Below are 16631 nucleotides of genomic sequence, written 5' to 3'. Positions count from 1 at the left end.
CGGTTCGGGGGCTTAGTTTGTCCTCGTTTCAACTCTAGGCAACGAAGCGTGAAATTCATCCACACCGTCGAGACAATCATGGTCTTGCCGCCCATCTTATAGGCCCTGATCCTCTCGTGGGCAATCAGCTCATAAGCCTTAGTCTTTCCGAATTTACCCTAGCGGCAACCGTCCTTGAACTCGACGGGCCGGCGCCGGTTGTCGTTATCATTGTCAACCATGAGTCCCTGCATGTGGCTCGATGATCTCCCCCAATCGGATCAAAGCCCGCTGAGCGAGATGCGCATATCCATGGCGCGACGGTTGCGGGCTCGCCAGAAGCCTGCCGTTGTGGTAGCTGACGAGGTTCCTGCTGACCCGTTTCGGCGCCATCTGCGCGTAACCCAATTGCCTGAGATGCATTGATCTAAATTGCCTACGATGCCAAACAAAGGGTCCCCTGATGCGGCCGCCCAGTCCAGAGTGCTGTAGCGTGCAAATCGGACGGATGCGGAAGACGGGGCCGCCTTGGGTCGAATTGAACGAATCATTAGCCCTCTCAAGGCTGAAACAGGGGTTCGATTCCCCTAGGGAGCGCAAGCAAACTCAGGCACTTAGATAGCCATCAGCCGCGTTCGGTGGATTAAGACGCTGGTGAACAGCGGCGAACGCTTGCGGAATTTACTGCCGACGTTAGCAGATTAACCTCGGCGCGATGCCTCACTGTGGCTGGCGCATTCGCAAAAAATTTCCTCGTCGCCCTTGGTGTCCGGAAATATTCAAACCGCCGCTGACCTGCGCTGTCGTACGCGAGCGCCCTCGGATGTTCGCATTGACGTTGCTCGTCGCACAATCAACTCTTGTCCCGTCGAGCTTTGTGCGAATAGGAGGGCCACGTGAGATACAGTCGACGTGAGAAAACTGGCGAACAACAGTCACAAGTCAGTCCATGCGCTCCGAATGCCGCAGAACCGAGCACGATGCCATTCACGCAGCGGCTCACCTGCACGATTGACGATGCATGCGAAGTGACCGGCTTGGGACGCACGAAGCTTTACGAGTTGATAAGAGCTGGGCGTATCGTCACGACAACGATCGGACGTCGGCGACTAGTAGTGGTGCGCTCACTTCTGGCGCTCCTCGACGCCAACATGTCGAACTAATGGACGTGCGACTTAAGGAAGCAACTCCAAAACTCTTGAGGGAATGAAATAGCGCTTTCTTACCAATAGCAGGCTAATCACAACAGAAGCGGACTCGACCCACAGGTCAAACGTCATTCCCGCTTCCCAAATGTCAGCTCGTACGGCGTATCGTAGAGCTGTGGCATTTCGAATGGGAACGTCACTTTCTACAGCGCCTTGCACAAACGAGATCGTCTCTGCTATCGGAATATTCGCGCCCGGCAGGAACCTACTACCCAACATCAGAGGTTCGTGAGTCAGGTGCGATGAAAATTTGCGAGCAACCAGAGTCGGTTATCATCTGCCCACGCTGTTTCAATCTCTGATTCCGGGTACTACAGAGCGGCGAAATCATGCTGGTTGTCCATTCAGCGTCGTGGACATTCTCGGGATAGTTGCGGAGGTCAACCACGCAGAGCACGAACGTATCCGGTTCTGATGCGCATGTCGCTGCCTGAAGCGGCGTAAGCCGAGGTTCGCCAGTTGTCGTAGTCTTAGCTTCTACCTTGTATTCCGCGGGTACCGGAAGGTCGCCAGGTTTTCGGGGCCTTGTCGGTTGAGGACAATCTCTTGCTCGGCGGTTGGACGAGTTCACGAGAGAATGTCACGGTTGACCTTGAAGAGGCGTACTCGACCTTCCCCATTCTCCATGAGGAGCGCCATCTGTCGGCCGGCTCGCTCTCTGGAGGCCAGCAGCAAATGCTCGCAATCAGCCGCGCTTATGAGCCGGCCGTCCGTAGTCCTGCTCGACGAACCCAGCATGGGATTGTCGCCGTTGCTGGTCGATCAGGTCTTCGAAGCCATTACGACGCTCAGGACGAAAGGTCTCACGGTTCTGCTGGTGGAGCAGAATGCCGGCCTGGCGCTTTCGATAGCGGATGATGCCTGTGTCATGGAAACCGGACGGATCGTTCTCAGCGGAACGGGAAATGAGCTTCAAACCGATCCGCGCGTCCGTGCGCTCTATCTCGGTTATACCTGAGCCGGGTGCTCGGACTCCGCGGTGCGCGACAAAGCTCTCTTGACCGTTGACCACAACGCTGGCCGGCTTGCGGGCCACGTCTTCATTGCTTCGACCGCCATTCCGCCGATCATCTGCACTCCGCCGGGCCTATGGGCTCGACTCTTTGGAGGACGCGCACAAGCCTGCGGCCTTGCGACGATATTGGGACGACTTGACGCGTCGGGATATATTAGTCTACTTATGCATGTGACTTCCGGTGTCCGGGCGATGGTCGGAAAACTCGCCTTGACGGACGGTTGCGCCGTCAGGCGCGAGAGGAGCCAAGTTGGAAGAGATCGACATCAAGCGGCGGGGCGCAATCGCGCATATTGCCTTGAACCGGCCCTCGGTGAGGAACGCCGTTACGCAAGCGATGTGGCGCGAACTGGCGGAAATCTTCTCGCGCTTTGCCGCCGACAGGGAATTGCGTGGGGTTGTGCTGACGGGCAACGGCGAGGATTTCAGCGTCGGCGCCGATATCTCCGAGTTCGGCAACATCCGGAACGACAGACAGCAGAGCGCCGAATACGAAGTCGCCGTGGACGCTTGCTCGGGCGCGATCGCCGGATTGGGAAAGCCGGTGGTGGCCGCGATCTCCGGCTATTGCCTGGGCGGAGGGTGCCATCTCGCTTTGGCATGCGACTTTCGTTTCGCCGATCGGACCGCAATCTTCGGAATTCCGGCCGCGAAACTTTCCATCGTCTATGGTGTTCGAAGTGTCCAGCGGCTTTCCGCGCTCGTCGGCATCGTCAACGCCAAGCGGATCCTGTACTCGGGCGACCGCTACTCTACCGAGCACGCGAAATCGATGGCACTGGTCGACGAAATTCACGACGATGCGCGGCTTGCGGCCGCGCAACTCGTCGAACGGCTGGCGGCCAATGCACCGCTTTCGATTGCGGGTGCGAAGTTCATGCTGAACGGCCTCGCAATGGGTACGGGCGCGCTTGATCTGACGGCCACCCAGCAGCTGATCGACGTCGCTTCGGATAGCGAGGATTTCAGGGAGGGCCGGCGGGCCTTTGCGGAAAAAAGGCCACCGCGCTTTCGCGGCGAATAGCAATGGCCAGCGGGAAGGACGGCTTTGAAGGGCGAGATCGATGAAGCCTGCCAGGTTTGAATATATCCCCCCGACGACGCTGGAGGCTGCTGTAGCGGCGCTTGCCGCGGCCAACGGCGAGGGCAAAATTCTGGCCGGCGGCCAAAGCCTGTTGCCGCTGCTCAATTTTCGGATGGCGCGGCCTGCGGTGCTGGTCGACCTCAACGGCATGAAGGAACTGTCGTTCATCGAACTGCGCGGCGAGAACGTGGCAATCGGCGCACTGACGCGACATCGCGAAATCGAGCACTCCCCGCTGATCGCGTCCAGGCTGCCAGTGATGTCGGCGGCAATCCGTCATGTGGCGCATTTGGCGATCCGCAACCGCGGTACCATCGGCGGTAGCCTTTCGCACGCGGATCCGGCGGCTGAGTTGCCGATGATGGCAATGTTCTACGGCGCCAGTCTCACGGTGCAGGGGCCGGCCGGCCGGCGCACGATCGCCGCAAAGGACTTTTTCGTCGATGCCCTGACGAACTGTCTCGAGCCTGAGGACATCGTCGTCGAAATCGAGTTTCCGATCCTGCAGCACGATGGGTGGGCGTTCGAGGAAGTGGCTCGGCGCTTCGGCGATTTTGCACTCGCAAGCATCGCTGTATCGATACGGCGCGGCCAATTCGGCGTCGGAGAGGCACGTGTCGCGGTAATGGGCGTGGCGGATACGCCGCTACGGCTCGAACACGTCGAGCAGCGGCTCTGTGAGATTGCGGTCGACGGCCGCACGCCGGATCGCTTCGCCGAGATGGTGACGTCGAGCGTTAGCCCAAACAGCGACGTGCATGCCTCCGCCGAATACAGGAAACATCTGCTGGGCGAACTGGCCAAGCGGGCCATGCAGACAGTCTTGGCAGTGAAGGGGTGACTGCGATGACTATCAACGTATCAGTGATGGTGAATGGAACGCGGCATGACGTTTCCGATGTCGAGCCGCGTCTGCTTCTGTCCGATTTTCTCCGCGACACCCTCGGACTGACCGGGACTCACGTCGGCTGCGAGCATGGCGTTTGCGGCGCGTGCACGGTGCTGATGGATGGCCACAGTATACGGTCTTGCCTCACGCTTGCGGTCCAGGCTGCGGGCGCTGAGATCACCACGGTCGAGGGATTGGGAACGCCGGAAGCGCTCAATGTGCTGCAGACCCAGTTCCGCGAACATCACGGCCTGCAGTGCGGCTTTTGCACGCCGGGCATGCTGATGACGGGCGAGGATTTGCTCCGCAACTATCCGCTCGCGACCGACGAGGAGATCAGAGAGGGCCTCTCCGGAAATCTCTGCCGCTGTACCGGCTACCAAAATATCGTTGCCGCGATCAGAAGTGCTGCCGCGCTCCGGCGGGAGAATGTGTGATGAAACTCAACTTCCTTGCCGCCGGGCGGCTTCGCATGAAGAAGAGCATCTACATCCCCGGCGCGGACCGCAGCGAGATGATCGACCTGCCGGTGAGCAGCGCGCTGATCAGGCACAAGCAGGGTAACGTGCTGTTCGATACGGGTTGTCACCCTTCGGTCGTGGACAACGCCGAAGAGCGCTGGGGGCCGCTTGCGAAGGTGATGCAGCCGCTGATGGGGGCGGACGAGACGTTGCTGCCCAGTCTGGCCTGCGTCGGGCTTGGGCCCGACGACATCGACATCGTCGTGAACTCCCATTTCCATCCGGACCATTGCGGCTGCAACCAGTTCTTCAAGAAGGCGACGATCCTGGCTCACGCCAAGGAGGTGGAAGCTGCGAAAGCTCCGGCTGCGGAAAACGCAGGCTATCTCCGGGTCGACTGGGATACCGGGCAACCCATTGAAACCGTGAACGGAGAGAAAGACCTGTTCGGCGATGCCAGCGTCGTGCTGGTGCCGCTGCCAGGTCACACGCCCGGTTCGCTCGGCGCGCTGGTCAACCTGGATCGCGATGGTCCATTCCTGCTGGCCTCGGATTCGGTCAGTCTGCGTCAGCATCTCGATGCCGATACCGCGCCCCGCAACACCTGGAACGTCGAGGGGCACTTGAAGACGTACGAGGAAGTGCGTCGGATCGAGAGTTCCGGCGCGACCATCATCTGCGGCCATGACGACCAGCAATGGCAGCGCCTGCGCAAGGGAAACCAGGGCTATGAGTAAGGATAGCCTTGCACAGCCGGCGGACGTGCTGCGTCCCCGACACGTAGGGGCCCCGATCAAGCGCACGGAGGATCCGCGGCTGCTGACCGGGAACGGCGAATATACCGCCGATCGCAAGCCGGACCGGCCGCTACACATCGCCTTCCGGCGCAGCGAGCAGCCTCATGCGCGGATCGTGCGGATCGACACAGCGGCAGCGCAGACGGCGCCGGGCGTCGTCGCCGTATTGACGGCGGAGGACGTTGCAGACGATTTCAAGCCGGTGATTCCATTCTCGCGGATGGCCAATTATTACGCGACGCCGACCCTGCCGCTGGCTTCCGGGAAGGTTCGCTATGTTGGCGAGGCCATCGTCGCTGTCATTGCCACTTCGCGATACCTCGCGGAAGACGCGGTCGAACTTATCGAGATCGAGTTCGAACCGCTCGGCGCGGTGTCGCGCAGCGAGACCGCAGTTGCAGTGGACGCTCCGCTGTTGCACGAGGAGGCCGGCACCAACGTCCTGATCGCCCGCGAATTCAGGAAGGGCGACGTCGAAGCGGATTTGAAAGGCGCTGCCGTCCGGGTCGGCGGCCGCTTCGAGATGACGCGCAAGGCGCCGCTCGCGATGGAGCCGCGCAGCTACACAGCGGAGTACGACGCCAGACGCGGCGCCATCACGCTCTATACCTCCTCGAACATCCCCGGCATCGTTCGCGACGCGATTTCCGAATCCCTCGGTCTTCCTGGCAGCCGCCTGCGGGTGGTCGCGCCCGACGTCGGCGGCAGCTTTGGATCGAAGGGATCGCTTTATCCGGAAGAGCTGCTGATCTGCATCGCGGCCCGCAAGCTCGGCCGCTCGCTGAAATGGACCGCCGATCGCCTGGAGGATGTCTCCAGCAGCAGCCAGGCGTTTGCGGAGATCGTCGATGCCGAGATGGGATTCGATGCAAACGGAATCGCTATCGCCCTGCAAGCCGACGTGCTCGGCGATGTCGGGGCCTATTCGATCTATCCGTGGACCTGCGGGCTTGAGCCCGTTCAGGTCGTCAGTTTCCTTCCCGGCCCCTACAAGATCCGGTCCTATCGCGGCGCGGTGCGCGGCGTCGCCACCTGCAAGCCGCCGACGGGACCCTACCGCGGGGTTGGGCGACCGATCTCGACCTTCGTTACGGAGCGGTTGATGGACCTCGGCGCGAAGGCGCTCGGTCTCGATCCCATAGAGATCCGCCGCCGCAACCTCGTTCGCGCGGGGGAATTTCCGTATCGGATCGCATCCGGGATCATCTGGGACAAAACCGGTTTCGTCGAATGCCTCGATGCGGCGGGTGAGGCCGCCGGCTATGAAAAGCTCCGCGTCCGGCAGGCCGAAGCGCGCAAGGACGGGCGGCTGTTCGGTATCGGTATCGCAAGCTACGCCGAACTGACCGGCATCGGGTCGCGCATTGCAGTGGCTCCGGGGATGCCGATCAATACCGGTTCGGAGACGGCAAAAATATCCATCGACTCGACCGGCGCCATAACCGCAGCCTTCGGGGTCGCCTCCCATGGCCAGGGGCTCGAAACCACGCTGGCCCAGATCATCGCCGATGATCTCGGCGCGAGTTTTGAAGACATCCGCGTCATCCAGGGCGACAGCGATGCGGTGCCGATGTCAACCGGTACCTACGCCAGCCGCAGCGCGGTGCTCGGCGGTGGCGCGGCCAAGCGCGCATCGGCATTGCTGCGGGACAAGATCAAGCGCGTTGCCTCGTATTTGTTAGAGGCCAACCACGACGACATCGAGCTTTCCGGCGGCAAGGCGACCGTTATCGGCACGGACCGCGCCGTCACCTTCAGGCAGGTTGCGAAGGCCGTCTATTCCGACATGAAGACGCTGCCGGCCGAGGCGCGCGAGGAATTGAGCGCGAGCTACACTTACGATCCGATTAACGGGACCACCGCCGCCGCCACCCACATCGTCGCGGTGGAGGTCGATCCCGCGACCTGCTTTGTGAAGATCCACAAATACGTGGTCGCCGAGGACTGTGGCCAAATCATCAATCCGATGATTGTCGACGGCCAGGTCCATGGCGGCGTGGCGCAGGGCATCGGCGCGGCGCTGTTCGAGGAACTGGTCTACGACGAGGACGCCCAACTTCTGAGCGCAAGTCTCGTCGACTACATGATCCCGTCGGCGCCCGACATCCCTGATATGGACGTCGTGCATATCGAGAGCCAATCCGCCGTCGCCGGCGGCTTCCGCGGCATGGGCGAGGGCGGCACGATCGGCGCCCCGGCGGCGATTGCCAATGCGATCGCGGACGCGCTGTCGCCCTACGACATCGACGTCAATCTTCTGCCGATGAATCCGCAGCGCATCTTTGGGCTCATCGAGCAAGCCAAACTCAAAGCAAAGGAAAATCCTAAATGATCGATCTTCAGGGACGCGTTGCGCTCGTTACAGGCGGCGGGCGGGACGTCGGCGCCGCCATCTCCAAAGCACTCGCCGCCGCCGGCGCGGCGGTGGCGGTGAATTATCACGGCTCGAAGGCGGAGGCCGAAGCGGTGGCCGCCGAGATCCAGAAGGCCGGGGGCAAGGCGAAGGCCTATCAGGCCGACATCTCGGACGCCGGTGTGGTTAAGCAGCTCGTCGCCAACGTCCAGAACGACTTTGGCGGGCTCGACATCCTCGTCAACAACGCCGGCCTGGTGTTCCGCAAGCGCTTCAGCGAAAGCGGCCCGGAGGATTGGCGCAAGCAGATCGATACCTGCCTGTACGGCGCGCTGAATTGCTGCCACAGCGCCGGTCCACTGCTGGAGGCCTCGGGCCGCGGGCGCATTATCTCGATCATGGGAGATTCTTCCCGCGTCGGCGAATCCGGATTGGCGCTTGCCGCGGCGGCGCGTGCCGGTACCATCGCGCTGATGAAGTCGCTCGCGCGGGAATGGGGCCGCTCGGGCGTGACGGCCAATTCGCTCTCGCTCGGGCTGATCGAGACCGCGCACGACAAGGCATGGGTCGAGGCCAACCGCGAGAAGCTGGTCAAGGCTTATGCGATCCGGCGTCTCGGCCAGCCTTCCGACGTCGCGCCGATGGTGGCGCTGCTCGCCTCCGACGCCGGCGGTTGGATCACCGGACAGACGATCAGTATCAGCGGCGGGTTCAGCATGATCTGACGGGAGGAGAACGATGCTGCACGTAGACTTGATCGCGCCGATCGGAAAACTCGTCGATCGGCATGCGAAGGAGCGGCCGGAGCAGGTAGCGTACTGGGACTCGTCGCGCTCGATCACCTACGCGCAACTGGCCAAAAATACGGCCGCGATCGCCGCCAACCTGGCGAAAGCCGGCGTCCGTGAGGGCGACTGCATCGCCATCTACCTGCCGAACGGTGTCGACTGGATCGAGGCGTGCCTGGCCGGCCTGCGCGCCGGCGCCGTGATCGTTCCGATCAGCTTCGAGGCGGCGGAAGGAGAGATCAGCTATCGATTGACGGACGCAAACTGCGGGACCGTCATCACGACACCTGCAAGGAAGGACTTGATCGCGAAGATCTCGCGCGAGGCCGGGATCTCGCCCAAAATGGCCTATGCCGGAGGTGGAGCGCCACAGGACGGCTTGTCCATGGCCGACCTGGCCGCCGGCGGCGGTGCCACGCCGCCGGATCCCGGCGACATGGACCGCTCCTCGTTCATCATCTACACATCAGGCACCACTGGTCGTGCCAAAGGCGTCCTGCTGTCGCTGCGCAGCATGCTGTGGATCGCCGCCGCATGCTGGGCGCCGATTGGCCAGCTCAGCACGACGGATGTCGTCCTTTCGCCGCTGCCGCTGTTCCATTCCTACGGCCTGAACCTGTCTGTGCTCAGCGTTCTCGCCGTCGGCGCGAGCGAGCACATCATGGAAAAATTCTCGCCGCAGCAGGCGCTGGAGCTTTTGGAGACCGGCAAATACACCGTCTTTCCCGGCGTGCCTACCATGTTCCACTATCTGCTGCACAAGGCTCAGGAGAGCGGCATTGAGCGACTCGGGAATGTCAGGCTATGCATCTCGGCCGGCGCGATCATGCCCGCAACGCTAAACCGGGCATTCGAGGACCGCTTCAAGACGCCGCTGCTCGACGGCTACGGCATCACCGAGACCTCCACGATGGTCACCATGAACTGGCTCCGCGGCGAGCGGCCGATCGGTTCGTGTGGGCTCCCCGTGCCGGGCCTTGCCGTGCGCATCGTCGATCCGTCCTCGCTGGAGGACGTCCCCTTCGGCGAAGAGGGGGAGTTGATCGTGCGCGGGCCGAACCTCATGAAAGGCTATCACAACAAGCCGGAGGAGACCGCCTCCGCGCTGCGGAAGGGCTGGTACCACACCGGAGATCTCGCGAAGTCGGACCTGTCCGGCTATCTCACGATCACCGGACGCATCAAGGAGCTCATTATCCGCGGCGGCCAGAACATTGCGCCGGCCGAGATCGAGGAAGTCGTGCTCCGGCATCCGCACGTAACCGATTGCGCTGTTGTCGGCATCCGGCACGCCACGCTCGGCGAAGTGTCATGCCTGTTCATCGTGGCCAAACCTGACGAACTGGATGTCGACGCGTTGATGGATCATTGCAGGGCGCACCTGTCGTCCTACAAGATCCCCGAGGCCACTCACTTCGTCCCGGAAATCCCGCGCACCGGTTCAGGGAAGATCATGCGCTTCAAGCTGGTCGAGGCGTTGAACCAGACTGCCTAGCTGACGGAGCGGGGACCCAGAGCTCCAAAGGATTTTGGATCGTAGGCCAGCCTGTACCGCATGTCGGCAGCGACGATCGGCTGCTTGCAATGGTCGCAAACCACCTCGGCATGAAAATCGTGTCCGCAGGGGAGATGCCTGAGCAGGAGCGGGGGCTTTCCCCTGGAAAGCCAGCGATCTCCCCATTGCAGCATGGCGATGAAGGGTCCGTAGAGGTCGCGCCCCATGTCGGTGAGGAGATATTCATAGCGGTCGGGCGAACTCTGATACTGCCTCCGGACAAGTATCCCATTCGACACGAGGCGCGACAGCCGATCGGTGAGGATGTTCGGGGCGATCTCGAGCTCGGTCAGGATCTTGTCGTAGCGCCGGTTGCCGAAAAAACCCTCGCGAACGACCATAAAACTCCATTTATCGCCGATGATCTGCAGGGCGCGCGAGACGGAACTCGGCCGCCCAAGCAGGAAGCGGCTTCCGTCCGAGGCTCGTCTGGTGTTGCGGCCGGCCTTTGCGGGGTGGCGGCCGGCGCCCGGTCCGTCCCGGTACTTCACATCCCGTGCGTTGACACCTTCGCCGCAATGAGAGCACGCGACGAAGGGACGACTATCGCAGCCACAACCCATGTGAACCAGCGTCAAGGGAGCCGGCTTGCCACCCGCAAGCCAGCGGTCGCCGAACTGCATCAGCGCGATGAAGCTTGGATAGAGATCGAACCCCATCCTGGTCAGTCGATATTCCTTGCGCAGCGAGGATCCAGTCGCGACCTGACGGAAGATGGCGAGCTGCGTCAGCTTCTTCAGGCGATTGGTAAGCGTCGCCCGCGGAATGCCAAGCGCCGAACGAAAAGCCTCGAACGTCTGCGTTCCGAAGAACGCCTCGCGGATGATCAGGAATGCCCACGCGTCCGACACGATGTCGAGCGTCCGCGCGACCGAGCAGTTGCGTTCGCGCCGCGCCGCGCCAGCCTGTGCCGCGACCGGTCTCGCAGCCGCTCTGACCGGCGGCTTCGCTCTCTGGACCTTGGCGGTGGCAGGCATCTCGATCGGCCTCTTTGCGCGGCCTGATCCGAGGCCGTTTCGAAGGTGCGCTCATTTAACACATCATCTCGATTGACTCCCAGAAAATATAAGTCTAGTTATGCATGTAACAAAAGTCTAGTTATGCATGTAACAAAAGTCTAGTTATGCATGTAACAAAGGCGGGATCGAACCCGTGTTTCAACAGCAAGGGAGGAAAGCCATGACGGCCGGAATGCAAAAAACTCTGATCGCCGCGGCTGCGGCGGCTCTCTTCGTCAATCATGCCGGCGCCCAGACCGCTGCCGTTTCCGACGATGTCGTGAAGATCGGCGTGTTGACCGACATGTCCGGGCAGTTCTCTCACGAATCCGGCGAAGGTTCGGTCGCAGCGATCAAGATGGCCATTGAGGATTTTGGCGGCACGGTGCTGGGCAAGCCGATCCAGGTTGTCGTTGCGGACCACCAGAACAAGCCTGACACGGCCTCGACATTGGCGCGCAGGTTTTACGACGTCGAAAAGGTCGACATGATCGCCAACCTGATCAACTCCTCGATCGCGCTCGGCGTCTCCCAGCTCGCCAAGGAAAAGAACCGCATCGCCATCATCAATGGCTCCGGCTCGTCCCGCCTGACCAACGACGCCTGCACCCCCAACAGCATTCACTATGCGTATGACACCTACGCCCTCGCCAAGGGTACGGGCTCGGCAATGCTGAAGGCCGGCTTCAAGAGCTGGTACTTCCTCACCGCAGATTACGCGTTCGGACATGCGTTGGAGGCCGATACCACCGCTGTCGTGAAGTCGCTTGGCGGAGAGGTCATCGGTTCAACACGCTATCCGCCGGAAACTTTTGACCAGTCGTCGTTTCTGTTGAAGGCCCAGGCGTCGAAGGCGAAGGTCGTCGCGCTTGCCGGCTCGGGAACGGTGCTGGTGAATGCGGTGAAATCAGCGCAGGAATTCGGCATCCTGAAAGGTGGCCAGGAACTGGCGGGGTTGCTGGTCTGGATCACCGACATCAAGAGCATGGGACTCGACCTCGCTCAGGGTTTGGTGCTGACGAATGCATTCTACTGGGACCGTGACGACGAGACGCGCGCATGGTCGAAGCGCTTCTACGCCAAGGTGAAGCGCATGCCCCATATGGGCGATGCCGGCGATTATTCCTCGACGATGCACTATCTCACAGCCATCAAGGCCGCTGGAACGGATGACGCCAAGGCCGTCATGAGCAAGTTGCGCGAACTGCCGATCAACGACTTCTTCGCCAAGAACGGCCGTATCCGCGAGGACGGTCGCATGGTGCACGACATGTACGTGTACGAGGTCAAGAAGCCGTCGGAGTCGAAGGGCGAATGGGACTATTACAAGCTTCGCGAGGTGATCCCGGGTGACCAGGCGTTCCGTCCGCTCAAGGACAGCGCCTGCCCGCTGGTCAAGAAGGATTGATGTCGGAAATCCCGGGGACGGCTCCGAGCCGTAGCGACGCGGCACTGTGACTTTGCGCCCACCTCGGACGGTGGGCGCGGCAACTGAGGCATTCCGGAATGGATAAGGAATTTGCTGCAGGCGGTAGTGCCATCCTGTCGGGGCGTCCGATCAGGTCGGGGGCTGAATATATCGAGAGCCTGAGGGGCCGGAATCTCAAGGTGTACCTGATGGGCGAGCCGGTCAGCGAGCCGGTCGACCATCCGATCATCAGGCCTTCAATCAACGCGGTGGCCGAGACCTACGACCTGGCGAACAGCAATCCGGAACTGGCTTCCGCCATGTCGCCCCTGACAGGCGAACGTATCAATCGCTTCCTCCACATCGCGACGAGCCCCGCCGATCTCGTCATGCAGAACAAGATGCAGCGTCGCCTCGGACAGTTGACAGGGACCTGCTTCCAGCGTTGCGTCGGCATGGACGCGCTGAATGCGCTCCATTCCGTGACGTTCGATCTGGATCGGAACAACGGTACCGGCTACCACGACCGGTTCAAGGATTTCCTCGTTCGGGTCCAGCACTCGAATCTGGTGATCGGCGGCGCGATGACCGACGTGAAGGGTGATCGCAGCAAATCTCCTTCCCAGCAGGCGGATCCTGATCTCTTCGTGCGTGTCACGCGCCGCACGCCGGAAGGTATCTTCATCAGCGGCGCGAAGGCGCACCAGACCGGCTGCCTGAATTCGCACTGGCTGATCGTCATGCCGACCATGAGGCTGGAGGCCGCAGACAAGGACTATGCGATCGCCGGCGCGGTGCCGGTCGATGCCGGAGGCATCGCCTACATTTGCGGCTGGCAATCCTGCGACACGAGAAGCGCGGAAGGCGGTGAAATCGACGCGGGCAACGCACGGTTCGCGGGCCAGGAAGCGATGATCGTGTTCGAGGACGTTTTTGTCCCCAACGAACACATTTTCATGGACGGCGAGGTGGAATTCGCGTCCACCCTGGTCGAGCGCTTCACCTGCTACCACCGCCGCAGCTACGTTTGTAAGACCGGCGTCGGCGACGTCCTGATCGGTGCCGCAGCGACCATTGCCGATTACAACGGCGTCGAGCGCGCCTCCCATGTGCGGGACAAGCTGGTCGAGATGACCCATCTCAACGAAACGATCTACGGGGCGGGCATTGCCGCGAGCCATCAGGGCATGGAGATGAAATCGGGCGCCTTCCTGCCCGACGAGATGCTCGCCAACGTGTGCAAGCACCATGTCACGCGACTGCCGTACGAGATCGGCCGGCTGGCACAGGACCTCGCCGGGGGGCTGATGGTGACGTTACCCTCGGAGCGCGAATTGCGGCATGAGACGATCGGACCGATGATCGAGAAGTACCTGAAAGGGCGGGCCGACATCCCGACCGAGGACAGGATCCGGATTCTCCGCCTCGTCGAGAATATGACGCTCGGCCGAAATGCCGTGGGATATCTGACCGAATCGATGCACGGCGCGGGATCACCGCAAGCGCAGCGGATTCAGATCGCGCGCGCGATGCAGATCGAATTCAAGAAGGAGCTGGCCAAAACGCTCGCCGGCATCAATTCCGCCTCGCGGCAGGAGATCGCGGACGACCTTTCGACCTACATGGCGCGGGTGTTCGCACCTGTCCAACGCAACTAGGCTCACGCGCGGAGTCGAAGCGTCTGCCGCTTTGAAACCGCGGCGCCTTGTCAACCTTTGCGGAGAAACTCATGGCGATGACGATGACCGGCGAGATCCAACTCGCCGCCCCCCGTGAGACCGTGTGGGCCAGGCTGAATGACCCGGCCGTGCTGAAGGCCTGCATTCCCGGCTGCGAGGATCTCGAGAAGACCGATGACCAAGGTTTTCGTGCTGTCACCAAAATGAGGGTTGGGCCGGTATCGGCACGGTTCAAAGGCAAGGTTACGCTGAGCGATCTCGATCCCCCCAATGGCTACAAGATCTCTGGGGAAGGCGAGGGTGGCGTCGCGGGATTTGCAAAGGGCGGGGCAAAAGTTGACCTGGCCGAAAAGGAAGGCGGTACGCTATTGAGCTATCAGGTCGAGGCGCAGACCGGCGGCAAACTGGCGCAGCTCGGCCAGCGGCTGATCAACGGCACGGCCAAGAAATTGGCCGACGAATTCTTCGCCAACTTTGCAAAAACTCTTTGATCGGCGGAGGGATTTTTCTGATCCGCATTGCGGGCAATTGTGCTAATCGGGCTTGCCGGTCGTAGGATGTGGCGGTCATTGCGTTCGCCGTCTCTCAGTATCGCTACAGTGTCTAGCCACCACCAGCCAAAAGTCGGTGCTTGCGTATTGCGGCTTTGTAATCTGCCTTGTAAATCGGCCGCGGGCACTCCGGGCGCCGCCCAGAGAGTAGTGCACGGCGGCTTAACACTCCCGAAGTGCAGCGCCGCGCGGGTTTCCGGCGCTAGATTTGACTAGCTCCCGCTGGCTGGATCTAGCCCAAACTTTCCCATGATGGACCGGAGCGAGAGTTTGGGTTTTTCTTTTAGTTAGAAGGCGGCGTGTGCATGACGTATGCCGGGAGATCAAGAAAGTCTATTGAAGGCCAGCGTCGGCGGTCGTCCTTTGGAAGTGGATTGATGCCCGGAGAAGCGTGAACGGCCCTGAGAGCGAAGCGGCGGGGTAAGGGCAGGGACCACCTAAGACTTGCGCGCTCCGAGCCTGACGGCGGCCGGCTGGTTATTGGAATTCAGCACCGCGATCGTGAATCGTGGGTTCGCCTCTCACTCTCTCCGCCATTTGCACGATTTTGTATGCTAATCTGCGATTTCGCTGCATGTAGGACTCCAGGTCATCGTCGCCATCACCGACCACGTCATCGTCTCAGCGAAAGTCTTTCTGCAGAGACGATCGTTCGCACGGTGACAAGGCCTTGTCCCGGCCGCGAAGCCGATTCGCGCTTCGCCAACACCTCCGATTCGGCGTAGATCGTATCGCCGACGAACACCGGCGCGGTCAGCTTGATGTCGTTCGAGCCAAGTTTGCCGATCGCCTTCTGGCTGATGTCGCTGACGCTCATGCCGACCACCATCGACAATGTCAGGCAGCTGTTAACAGCGGCTGCTTGAATTCGGATTTGGCCGCGTAGACCTTGTCGAAATGCAGCGGATGGCTGTTCATCGTCAATAGCGTGAACCAGGTGTTGTCGCTTTCGGTGATGGTGCGGCCGGGGCGGTGCTCGTAGACGTCGCCGACCGTGAAATCGTCGTAGTAGCGGCCGAAACATATGGATCAGTGTAGGACCCGGCGGGACTGCCGCCAGACCACGCGTGTCCGGCGCCATCGATGGTCCAGTGTTCGGAGATCGCCCGACCGGCCACGGCGGTTAGGACCGTGCGAGTATAGGCATGGCCGTGGGGTACGCGTCCGCGAACCAATGGGCGGCTCGTTGTTCGCCTTAGGGCCAGTAGGGTCATTCCGACTTTATCAATCCGCTCACGTGCAAGCCGAGCTCGCCACTTCACGCGCCCGCCGCAAGGGATTCCGCGATCTGCGCCTTCAACCAATGGACGAAGCTTCGTGCCTTGCGGCTGAGGGGGCGGTGCTTCGGCCAGGCGACGTAGTGGGCCATGCGGCGCTCGAACGGCGCGTTGAAGAGGGGAACCAGCGTCCCGCCCTGGATCTCGTTCCGGAGCAGGAACAATTGACCCACTGCCACGCCGACTCCTTCGACCGCGGCCTGATAGGTCAGCACCGAACTCGGAAAGCTGATCCCCGCGTCGGTGAGCAGGTCCGGTCGTTTTACGGCCATCAACCAGTCAGGCCAGTCGGTGCGGCGATAGTGCGAATGCAGGAGCTGTACTTTCCGCAGTTCGTCGAGCTCCGAAAGCCGCGTCGTCTTGAGGAGCTTCGGGCTGCATACAGGCTGGATCAGGTCCTTGAACAGGAGTTCGGTCTCGACGCCAGGCCAGTTTCCACCGCCGAACTGGACGGCGAGGTCGACCTTGTCCTTCTCGAAGTCGATCGGCGCGACCATGTTGCTGATGTTCAACTTGATTTGCGGGTAGGCGACGTAGGGTCTGTTGGGATTCATCGCGAGTTTATCACGGCAGCGGCGAGGTGGATCAT

14 protein-coding genes and 2 pseudogenes are annotated in these 16631 nt (G+C 61.4%); 12 read left to right on the top strand and 4 right to left on the bottom strand.

The window, feature by feature from the left end; all coding sequences use genetic code 11:
• The first annotated feature begins 959 nt into the window (after nucleotides 1-959).
• From CQ13_RS47185 to CQ13_RS22975, 9 genes are all read left to right on the top strand, one after another.
• Nucleotides 960-1142, top strand: coding sequence for a helix-turn-helix domain-containing protein (locus CQ13_RS47185; protein ID WP_057845125.1), 183 nt, complete (start codon nucleotides 960-962; stop codon nucleotides 1140-1142).
• Between the two features lie 796 nt (nucleotides 1143-1938).
• On the top strand, nucleotides 1939-2145 hold the full coding sequence (locus CQ13_RS23010) for an ATP-binding cassette domain-containing protein (protein ID WP_156433819.1): 207 nt from the start codon (nucleotides 1939-1941) through the stop codon (nucleotides 2143-2145).
• A 307-nt stretch (nucleotides 2146-2452) separates the two neighbouring features.
• Nucleotides 2453-3226, top strand: a complete 774-nt coding sequence (locus CQ13_RS23005) for an enoyl-CoA hydratase-related protein (protein ID WP_057845122.1) — start codon at nucleotides 2453-2455, stop codon at nucleotides 3224-3226.
• Nucleotides 3227-3266: 40 nt separating this feature from the next.
• Nucleotides 3267-4127 carry an FAD binding domain-containing protein gene (locus tag CQ13_RS23000; protein WP_057845121.1) on the top strand — a complete coding sequence of 287 codons (861 nt, stop codon included), beginning with the start codon at nucleotides 3267-3269 and terminating at the stop codon, nucleotides 4125-4127.
• Nucleotides 4128-4132: 5 nt separating this feature from the next.
• Nucleotides 4133-4612, top strand: coding sequence for a (2Fe-2S)-binding protein (locus tag CQ13_RS22995; protein ID WP_057845120.1), 480 nt, complete (start codon nucleotides 4133-4135; stop codon nucleotides 4610-4612).
• On the top strand, nucleotides 4612-5373 hold the full coding sequence (locus CQ13_RS22990; protein ID WP_057845119.1) for an N-acyl homoserine lactonase family protein: 762 nt from the start codon (nucleotides 4612-4614) through the stop codon (nucleotides 5371-5373). Before CQ13_RS22995 ends, CQ13_RS22990 begins: the two co-directional genes overlap by 1 nt.
• Nucleotides 5366-7765, top strand: a complete 2400-nt coding sequence (locus tag CQ13_RS22985; RefSeq protein WP_057845118.1) for a xanthine dehydrogenase family protein molybdopterin-binding subunit — start codon at nucleotides 5366-5368, stop codon at nucleotides 7763-7765. The genes CQ13_RS22990 and CQ13_RS22985 overlap by 8 nt, the downstream gene beginning before the upstream one ends.
• A complete protein-coding gene (locus CQ13_RS22980; protein ID WP_156433818.1) occupies nucleotides 7762-8511 on the top strand; it encodes an SDR family NAD(P)-dependent oxidoreductase in 750 nt (249 codons plus the stop codon). The genes CQ13_RS22985 and CQ13_RS22980 overlap by 4 nt, the downstream gene beginning before the upstream one ends.
• Nucleotides 8512-8524: 13 nt before the next feature.
• Nucleotides 8525-10069: a class I adenylate-forming enzyme family protein gene (locus CQ13_RS22975; protein ID WP_057845117.1), complete on the top strand. Its 1545-nt coding sequence runs from the start codon at nucleotides 8525-8527 to the stop codon at nucleotides 10067-10069.
• Here CQ13_RS22975 and CQ13_RS22970 read toward each other — a convergent pair.
• Entirely contained in the window at nucleotides 10066-11106 is a 1041-nt protein-coding gene (locus CQ13_RS22970) for a winged helix-turn-helix transcriptional regulator (RefSeq protein ID WP_057845116.1), read from the bottom strand. The genes CQ13_RS22975 and CQ13_RS22970 overlap by 4 nt on opposite strands.
• A 214-nt stretch (nucleotides 11107-11320) precedes the next feature.
• Here CQ13_RS22970 and CQ13_RS22965 point away from each other — a divergent pair, with 214 nt between their 5' ends.
• From CQ13_RS22965 to CQ13_RS22955, 3 genes are all read left to right on the top strand, one after another.
• A complete protein-coding gene (locus tag CQ13_RS22965; protein ID WP_057845169.1) occupies nucleotides 11321-12535 on the top strand; it encodes an ABC transporter substrate-binding protein in 1215 nt (404 codons plus the stop codon).
• 98 nt (nucleotides 12536-12633) lie between these two features.
• Nucleotides 12634-14193, top strand: a complete 1560-nt coding sequence (locus CQ13_RS22960; RefSeq protein WP_156433817.1) for a 4-hydroxyphenylacetate 3-hydroxylase family protein — start codon at nucleotides 12634-12636, stop codon at nucleotides 14191-14193.
• Between the two features lie 71 nt (nucleotides 14194-14264).
• The gene (locus tag CQ13_RS22955; RefSeq protein WP_057845115.1) at nucleotides 14265-14705 is read left to right on the top strand and encodes an SRPBCC family protein; all 441 of its coding nucleotides are present in this window, start codon (nucleotides 14265-14267) and stop codon (nucleotides 14703-14705) included.
• A gap of 673 nt (nucleotides 14706-15378) precedes the next feature.
• Here CQ13_RS22955 and CQ13_RS45805 read toward each other — a convergent pair.
• The 3 genes and pseudogenes from CQ13_RS45805 to CQ13_RS22945 all read right to left on the bottom strand — a co-directional run.
• Nucleotides 15379-15722: pseudogene (locus CQ13_RS45805) on the bottom strand (MaoC family dehydratase).
• A pseudogene (locus CQ13_RS45800) lies at nucleotides 15686-15967 on the bottom strand (hypothetical protein); the annotation flags it as partial. The pseudogenes CQ13_RS45805 and CQ13_RS45800, both read right to left, overlap by 37 nt.
• A gap of 56 nt (nucleotides 15968-16023) precedes the next feature.
• Nucleotides 16024-16631: LysR substrate-binding domain-containing protein (locus tag CQ13_RS22945; protein WP_245309272.1), on the bottom strand; the 608-nt coding region annotated here is incomplete at its 5' end.

It is taken from the genome of Bradyrhizobium retamae, from assembly GCF_001440415.1.
Classification (GTDB): Bacteria; Pseudomonadota; Alphaproteobacteria; order Rhizobiales; family Xanthobacteraceae; genus Bradyrhizobium; species Bradyrhizobium retamae.
This window is presented reverse-complemented; position numbering and strand designations above follow the sequence as displayed.